Origin of the sequence: Hornefia butyriciproducens (assembly GCF_009695915.1) — a bacterium.
Taxonomy (GTDB): domain Bacteria; phylum Bacillota; class Clostridia; order Peptostreptococcales; family Anaerovoracaceae; genus Aminicella; species Aminicella butyriciproducens.
Genome location: NZ_VUMZ01000004.1, coordinates 256,949 through 264,898, shown reverse-complemented (window position 1 = coordinate 264,898; position 7,950 = coordinate 256,949). Strand labels below are relative to the sequence as shown.

General features: G+C 44.9%; 11 protein-coding genes. 6 read left to right on the top strand and 5 right to left on the bottom strand.

Annotation, left to right across the window (positions count from 1 at the left end; translation table 11 throughout):
- Window positions 1-88: 88 nt before the first annotated feature.
- From FYJ64_RS06205 to FYJ64_RS06180, 6 genes are all read left to right on the top strand, one after another.
- The gene (locus FYJ64_RS06205) at window positions 89-1,528 is read left to right on the top strand and encodes a ThiF family adenylyltransferase (RefSeq protein ID WP_154574332.1); all 1,440 of its coding nucleotides are present in this window, start codon (window positions 89-91) and stop codon (window positions 1,526-1,528) included.
- The gene (locus FYJ64_RS06200) at window positions 1,512-2,054 is read left to right on the top strand and encodes a Mov34/MPN/PAD-1 family protein (RefSeq protein ID WP_206045560.1); all 543 of its coding nucleotides are present in this window, start codon (window positions 1,512-1,514) and stop codon (window positions 2,052-2,054) included. Before FYJ64_RS06205 ends, FYJ64_RS06200 begins: the two co-directional genes overlap by 17 nt.
- Window positions 2,038-2,859: a hypothetical protein gene (locus tag FYJ64_RS06195; protein WP_154574330.1), complete on the top strand. Its 822-nt coding sequence runs from the start codon at window positions 2,038-2,040 to the stop codon at window positions 2,857-2,859. The genes FYJ64_RS06200 and FYJ64_RS06195 overlap by 17 nt, the downstream gene beginning before the upstream one ends.
- Before the next feature lie 13 nt (window positions 2,860-2,872).
- Window positions 2,873-3,043 (top strand): hypothetical protein, encoded by a 171-nt coding sequence (locus FYJ64_RS06190; protein WP_154574329.1) that lies wholly within the window; start codon window positions 2,873-2,875, stop codon window positions 3,041-3,043.
- 1 nt (window position 3,044) lies between these two features.
- Window positions 3,045-3,548 (top strand): hypothetical protein, encoded by a 504-nt coding sequence (locus tag FYJ64_RS06185; RefSeq protein ID WP_154574328.1) that lies wholly within the window; start codon window positions 3,045-3,047, stop codon window positions 3,546-3,548.
- A gap of 487 nt (window positions 3,549-4,035) precedes the next feature.
- Complete coding sequence (locus tag FYJ64_RS06180) at window positions 4,036-5,220, top strand: IS256 family transposase (protein ID WP_154574327.1); 1,185 nt, start codon at window positions 4,036-4,038, stop codon at window positions 5,218-5,220.
- A gap of 200 nt (window positions 5,221-5,420) precedes the next feature.
- Here the strand turns inward: FYJ64_RS06180 and FYJ64_RS06175 are convergent, their stop codons facing one another.
- The 5 genes from FYJ64_RS06175 to FYJ64_RS06155 all read right to left on the bottom strand — a co-directional run bounded on the left by FYJ64_RS06175 (window position 5,421) and on the right by FYJ64_RS06155 (window position 7,947).
- Window positions 5,421-5,822, bottom strand: coding sequence for a hypothetical protein (locus FYJ64_RS06175; RefSeq protein WP_154574326.1), 402 nt, complete (start codon window positions 5,820-5,822; stop codon window positions 5,421-5,423).
- Window positions 5,823-5,989: 167 nt separating this feature from the next.
- A complete protein-coding gene (locus FYJ64_RS06170; protein WP_206045559.1) occupies window positions 5,990-6,592 on the bottom strand; it encodes a hypothetical protein in 603 nt (200 codons plus the stop codon).
- 54 nt (window positions 6,593-6,646) lie between these two features.
- A complete protein-coding gene (locus FYJ64_RS06165; RefSeq protein WP_328596994.1) occupies window positions 6,647-6,904 on the bottom strand; it encodes a DUF6273 domain-containing protein in 258 nt (85 codons plus the stop codon).
- Between the two features lie 151 nt (window positions 6,905-7,055).
- On the bottom strand, window positions 7,056-7,331 hold the full coding sequence (locus FYJ64_RS06160; protein ID WP_154574323.1) for a hypothetical protein: 276 nt from the start codon (window positions 7,329-7,331) through the stop codon (window positions 7,056-7,058).
- 181 nt (window positions 7,332-7,512) lie between these two features.
- Window positions 7,513-7,947: a hypothetical protein gene (locus FYJ64_RS06155; protein ID WP_154574322.1), complete on the bottom strand. Its 435-nt coding sequence runs from the start codon at window positions 7,945-7,947 to the stop codon at window positions 7,513-7,515.
- Window positions 7,948-7,950: the final 3 nt, after the last annotated feature.

Below are 7,950 nucleotides of genomic sequence, written 5' to 3'. Positions count from 1 at the left end.
AAGGTGCATATCACTATTCTAAGAAAGGATATTGGTGATTTCCATCTCTGGAATGCTGATTTCCGTTTGACCGGAATGGTGATTTCCAATGGCCGGACAGGTGATGGATTTCACTCCGGAATACTCAGACAGTATCGTGAGTACGCTTGTTTCATATGAGGACAAGATTATTGATTGTATAGACAGATTGATCGAATTATTGGGTATGAATCCGGTCGAAAAGGAGCGAGAATTTCAGAAGGAATTCATGTATTACTGGAACAGCGAGGCTGCTGGAAAAGACAGGATCAGAGCTTATTTAAGGGATGGAACTCGTTTTTCAGAGATGGATTCCTTTTACGGAACAAATATTGTTCGACTTGTGGAGCAGGGCCTTGATCTTTCTGATATAGATGAAAGAAACAAGGGAGAACGAAAGTGGACGCGCCATCTCGAAAATGATGTATACCATATTCCGATAACAGATAACAGAGGTATTATTCCGCCACATCGTGGTTTTCAATGGACAGCAAAAGAGGTGCAGAATATTGTCTACGGTAGACAGGTTGAACACATTAGTGATGAGACATTTCGAAAGCTAAAATCCATTATCCCCAAAAGACATGATCTTATTCTTCTTTTCAGCATGAGGACCGAGCAATCAAATTCTGCGTATGCGCTAAAAGTAAGATGCAAAAGTATAGCTGGCAGAACTCTGCTTGACAAAATCCTTTCTGATATTACGGAAGTGGAGCCAATGCGGACAGAAAGAAAAGATTATACCTATATGTGTGAACAGATCGGAAATGATCCTGGCTTACTGGACAAAAGGATTCTCCTTGTCGGAGCTGGATCACTTGGAAGCTACGTTGCGTTTGAATTGGCTAAAAATGGTGCGAAAAACATCATGATTTATGATGGAGACATCCTTGAAGATGAAAATATTCTTCGGTGGGCATACGGTGGTATTGGCAAGGAATCAAATAAAGCCACGACAATACAGTTTCTGCTGAATTTACTCCATCCCGAAATTCATATTACTGGGGAATCGAGAAGTATTGATGTTAAGGCGCTCTTAGAAGAAATATCAAAGAGAGATCTGATCATATTTACGATCGGTAACAGTGATGAACAGTTAAAGTTCAATGCTGCCTTGAAGAAGGCAAACTGTAGCAAACCAGTACTATATGTCTGGCTTGAAGAAGGAGGCACTTATAGTCACATTCTTTTTGCTAACTATCAAAATCAAAGATGTTTTGAATGCTTATACACGGATGACCAAGGAAATCACGTCAACAATAGAGCGAGAAAAAATATCGATGTGTCTTTAGAAACCGGGATGATAAGAAATGGGTGCGGAGGCACAAGGGCTGCTTATGGCACCGCAGTGATTTTGAGAACTACGGCAGCCTTACTGGATACAATTCGAGATATTGTTGATCAGAGAATTACAAACAGCACTTTGATAGATATAACTCCTGACAGAATCTCTATTTCTGATACGGAGTTTCCAATGGAGGCATGTAACTGTTGTGGAAATAAAGAATGACATCCGTTGTATAAAGCTAATACTGCCCAATGGGAAGGTTGTTGATGTTTTGAGTCCGGTTTTGGGGGAAATATGCAAGTGGCTGCAAAACGAAACCACAAAACCGGAGAGCGGCGGATATATCGTAGGCTATCAACATACAAGCACAGGTAATATTTCATTAGAAGCAGTATCGCATCCATATCTCATGGATATAAAAAATCGAGTGCGATTTGATATAAGAGATCCACGACATCAACTCTTTTTGAGAAAAGCAAGACGAAATAAAAGTTACTATATGGGCGTATGGCATACTCATCCACAAGAAGTTCCTGTGCCTTCAGATATAGACTGGAATGATTGGAATGAAACGATGCGCTCCGACACAACTGGGTGTCAATTCGTTTTCTTTATTATTGCCGGCACAAAAGAGTGGAGAGTATGGGCAGGAGCTTTGGAGAACGGAATAATCCATGAATTAATGGAATGCGAAAAAAATACGGAAGGGATTTATCTAAAAGACGAAACCAATGAAGAATTTTGTTAACAAAATCATAGAAAACGGACTGCAGATTATCGAGATCCTCATCCTTGCTATTTTTAGCTCAATTCCCTTTCTCGTTAATGCAGCGGGATTATTTGCCGGATATCTGTCAAGCACGACACCTGACCCTGAAAATGTTATTGCCTATTTGGTAGTAAGAGCTGGAAATACTGCAATGGCGATAGCTATATTTTTCATCGTTCTATGGCGAATACGTTCTCATAATAAGGATTTTCTAATGAATCGCGGCAATGTTTATCATCAATATCCATATTGGTGGTACTGGTTTTGTGCCAAGATACTGGGCATCCGGCGATGCAACTTGGTTCGTGTTCCCATTTACATGCAGTTCAAGCTGGTAATTCGGAGCACTTTTTCCGACTATCCCTTAGAGGAAAGTGCTTATCCTGTTGTAGAAAATGAGTCCAGCGTAACTACAAGTGTAAAAAATGAAGAAGCAAACGGACATTGCATCAATTTGGTATTAGAGGACACCTATACAATAGAAGAGAAGCAAATTCCTGATTCAAAGCAGGGGTTAAGAACCGTCAAAATCAGTCGTGGCACCGGTGATACAGGAAGGCATTTTAGTCAAAAATTTATTGAAGCGGTAATTAATGCCGTTAGAGATTTTGATCAGGACACTGTTGTAAATATATTTGCGACAACAAATCCTATGAACACAAAGCATATTGCAAGTCGAGCATTTGCTTTGGCGGATAGGGGCAATGTAAAAAATCTGTATGTGTTCCAACAGAATAATTCAGACGGACGTAAGTTTGAGACAAAAACGCACAAAATATTTTAGATTAAGGACCGCTATGAAGGGAAATTACAAAGTCATCACCCTCTGCGGAAGCACACGTTTCAAAGATGAGTTCATGGGAGCACAGCTGTGGCTGACGCTTGCTGGCAACAAAGTGATCAGTGTCGGTCTCTACGGTCACTCCGGTGACAATGAAGTCTTGGAGAACATGGATGAGGGCCGCTGATATGCAGGATAGATATACAGGTGATTTGGGAGACTTCAGCAAGCTGGGCATTCTTCGTGCTTTACAGACGGCAGGGTTGTCAATCGGTGTCAACTGGTATCTGACTCCGGATGAAAACCACAATGGTGACGGGCGTCATGTGAAATACCTTAACCAGGAAGAATTCAAAGCCTGCGATGAGGAGCTATGGCTGGAGTTAAAGCATGTTGTAGAGAGCAATCAACGGAAAGCCTGTTATCTGGAAAATGAGAACATACTTCAGGCATGCTTTTACTCAGAACGACTCGATTTTACAGGTAAGACAAAAGCGGAAAGAGAGTCGGTTCGCAAGGCATGGCACAAAAAAGCCTGTATCACCCTGGCTGGGAATGACATTGTATGCGTAGATCCGGAGAATGGTCTGATTGTTCCTTCTGCGGTTGGGAGACCGAAAGAAAACAAATACGTTCTGTATGATGAGCTGACAGATTACTACGCCCAGCAGTCGAGTGTAATCTACTATTAGCATAAGGCAAGAAAACAGGATGAGTTCTATCTTTGCCAGCACAAGGAACTGATACATGGTCAGGGCTTTCCGTATGCGAAAGCTCTCGCATTGAAATTCAAAACGACTTCGCAGCGATATTATTTCTTCATCATGCAGCCACAGCATCAGGAAATCATTCAGAAGGCTGTAGAAAATATACTGTCTACAGCATGGGGTAAACATTTTATTTTGCTCGATACCGGCGAAGTAAACCAATGATGGCGTAAAAGCCGCCTGTAAACCGATAGTCGATTGCTATGGCGCTTCCCGGATGATATTGTTTGGCGCGGGAGGTGCATATAAGTGAAACAATCTACACTCGGATCTTATATCCGCTCCCTTCGGATGCAGAATCATATGACTATAAATGTCAACCAGAAAGTGAGCCACCCGCTGATTTGATTTTGAGCCACTAGCGCTAGCTAGAAAGTGAGCCACTTACCGTTTTTGCTTTTTCGAGAGGGGACTGCTGCAGGAATATGATATCCAGAATGCTCAGGATATCCAGGACGCGTTGAAAGATCTTCTCGGTGGAACCATCAAAGAAATGATGGAAGCTGAGATGGATGACCATCTCGGGTATGAAAAGTCAGAGCGGACGAACGATGACAGTGAGGACCGTAATTACAGGAACGGCTACAAAAGCAAACGAGTCAATTCCAGCTATGGAAGTATGGATATCGATGTGCCGCAGGACCGAAATTCTTCCTTCGAGCCGAAAATCGTGAAGAAGCGGCAGAAAGACATTTCTGACATCGATCAGAAAATTATCTCCATGTACGCGAAAGGGATGACAACGAAGCAGATTTCGGAAACGATGCAGGATATCTATGGGTTCGAAGCGTCGGAGGGCTTCATTTCCGATGTTACAGACAAGATCCTCCCACAGATCGAAGAATGGAAGAACCGGCCGCTTTCCGCGGTATATCCGATCATATTCATCGATGCCATCCATTTCTCTGTACGGGAGGATGGTATCGTTCACAAGGTGGCCGCATATGTGGTTCTGGGAATCAACACCGAAGGAAAGAAGGAAGTCCTTTCTCTGGTCATCGGCGAGAACGAGAGCAGCAACTACTGGCTCACTGTATTGAATTCATTGAAAAACCGTGGTGTCCAGGACATTCTGATCCGCTGCTCGGACGGACTCTCCGGGATCAAAGAGGCGATCACAACTGCTTACCCGGAGACGGAGCAGCAGCGCTGCATCGTCCATATGGTGCGAAACACGCTGAAATATGTGGCAAACAAAGACATGAAAGAATTCGCCAAAGATCTGAAAACAGTCTATACGGCGGTAGATGAAGAAGCCGCTCTGGAGCAGCTCGAAAGAGTGAAAGGAAAATGGTCGCCGCAGTACCCGTATGCCATGAAACGATGGTATGAGAACTGGGATGCCGTTTCTCCGGTCTTCAAGTTTTCCGCGGACATTCGGAAGGCATTTTACACGACCAATGCGATCGAGTCGCTGAATGCCACGCTGCGCAGGCTGAACCGTCAGAGGTCCGTATTTCCAAGCACTCAGGCACTTCTGAAGGCGCTGTACCTGGCCACGTTCGAAGCCACCAGAAAATGGACGATGCCGATCCGGAACTGGGGTCAGATCCTGGGAGAACTAGCGATCATGTACCTGGACAGGATCCCAGAATAGAAAAAATCAGCTGATATGCCGAAACCAGAAACGCCCGGAATTGCCGGGTGTCCTTGACATGCCAGCCGATTTCTGATAAACAGTAGACAGGTGCTGAAGGGAAGTTTTTCCCATTCAGATATATCTCATCTCATGAAAGGCCCCAAATTACAGAAAGAATTTCATGCTCCCCCAAATTACAGAAAGAATTTCATGCTCTCTCAGCTGGAGCCGCTCAGCGCCTCTTCGGCTTCTTCAAGCGTCAGTCCCTCGTTCATCAGCAGATCTAGATAGTACTGATGACCGTGCCCGGGATACTCCTCCTTGAGCGTGTCAGCCATCATGGCATTTTCCTGCTCTTTGGTCAGCTTTCTGTCCGTGATTGGTGGTTTTCCGGAAGTGTAAAATTTGTCTTTTGGAACGGTCACCTTGTCCTTCATGCCGCCGTAATACACATAGAAACTGACGGATTTCTCGGTGGGCACCGTAACCGGTTTCTTCATCGTCCAATCGTCGACGCTCTCTGTATTTCCGTCTTCATAGGTGACATTGCACTCAACATAGACGTTGCCGCTTTTGATGACCTGCCCCGCATAATGGTCTCCCCACCAATGTGCTTCCACTTTGACGACCTTGCCGTGATCCTCTTCGTCCTCATCAGAGCATCCGGTCAGGAGTATACAAACAGGGATAAATATAATGGCAGATATGAGAACCCAAAGAGCAATATAAATAATATGTGAATTTCTGATTTGTCCTTTCATGATTTCATTATACCATATCAGGAATTTCATCTCAATTCGTTCTGACAGAAACTCCCCCATCTCCCTGGCTGGAATAATCGGACCGGTCGCACACGGGCTGACGGCACAACCAAAATCTGTAGCGCTGGCAACTGCATAGACGTGGTTAGTTTGTCAAACATAAAAATCAAAAAATTGCCGGGAAATGTATTGGTCAAGGTCGTTGAATAACCTTGACCAATACATGTTTTTTTATTTAATTTTTCTTTTCTGGTCGCAGACCATACTCCGTAGCAGGTAGTTTTGCCGACTTTCTTCCTGCCCGCTTTTGGTGTCACAATAGATACCTTGGCAGGGCGACTGGACAGAGCCGGAACATTTATTTCCTTCAGTTCGGATGAATAGTCCGTTTTCTTGTCGCCGCCCAGCTGCTCATTAAATACATAGAGCTTATCCCCGGCTTTCTGATCGAATTTGCCATCCGGATTTAAAGTTGCCGTTCCGCCGGGGTACACAGGTGTTGCAATGTTTCCGTAATATTTGATATTGCCTTTTGAACCAACTACAATAGCTGAAATGCGCTCCGGACATTCTCTGGAATCAATAGCAGCGCCGCTATAATTCATTTGCAGCATCGCATATCCGGACACAGTAACATCACTGATCGAGAATTCATTTCTGTAAGTGTCCCTGACAGTGAATTTTCACTGATCCGTGCTGCTTTTCCCCACTTTCTTCAGAGAATTGGGACCGACTCCTGTCGATGTCTTAGCTCCATCTGCATTACCGACACTCTCGTTCACTACCGTGGTGGTCGCAATGGCTCGTCGCTCTTCATAGGAAAAGGCGTTTTTATAGAATCCGGAGTATGTGTAGTCGAAATAATCCGTATGCTTTCTGCAGTTCAGCCAGGCTCTTATCATGCTGTCTTCCCAGGTGTAAGGGAGGTGTAAGGGCCGTATGGCCGGAGATGACTATTCGCATCCAGATTCGCATCAGAAAGCAGGAACAGCTTTTTGCCGGAGTTGGAAAGGACGCGCCATTTCACAGGCTCCACCTTGCAGTAATCTATCGTGTCACCATTGGAACACTTAAAAATCGTTCCGTTACTGTCTACACATATTTCTTCCCATTCAGGGCTGCTGGCGCCGTCTTCGGGGAGTACGCCGATTGCGGGTAATTTCCATACCAAACTGTACCATCTTTAGTTCCGCCGCCTCCGGCAATCTGTGGCGCCTCGCCATTTCTCACCAGATTGATGGCGGAATCACCGTCGGCAGCACTGACGTTGTCCGCTTCCTTCGGCATCAGCGGGATCATGGCAAATACCAGAGCAATACTGAACGCTGTCACAAGGGCATGTTTTCCCATTTTTTTCATGCTGATCATAATAGAGTTCCTCCTCGAGCATATTCGGTAGCCTGCCGCAAGGTTTTCAGGCGTTTCATCCGAAATCTTTGCGGCGGTGGGATTCGGAAACGGCCGAATCCCTGAGCACAGGCATCAATTAGTGTCTGCCGGCGCACCCTCTCTACTTGTAGTAAATCCGATATGGAGATGCGCCCTTGAATTAATTCTCGCTGCGTGCGAGTGGAACGAGGAGCATGCGGATTCTCTCTCCCCGCCTTGCATGATTCAGAAGATTTTCTATTTTGTTTAACGTCTTCTCATCGTAGTAACCCTTCACGAGTTTTCCGCTCACGCCTTCCGGATCCGTGTTCGTCAGAATACCGACGGCCGTCTCGCGCCGTATGCCTTTCTCCTCTCTGTTTAATTCCTTTTCTATCTTAGAAATGAGACCTCGGATTTTTTCGCCTTCGTAAGTTCCGCCGATTTCAAGTCCCCGCCTGTACATGAATCCGCGCCCCGGAACCTTCATAACGGTGGTTTTGAAATTCATCTTGTAGCGTATCGTTCCCGCATACGGATGATCGGTGCGGATAATGAGGTAAAAATCATAACGCCAGAAAACATCTTTGTACTTCTCCTGCGTAAGTTGACCCAACTC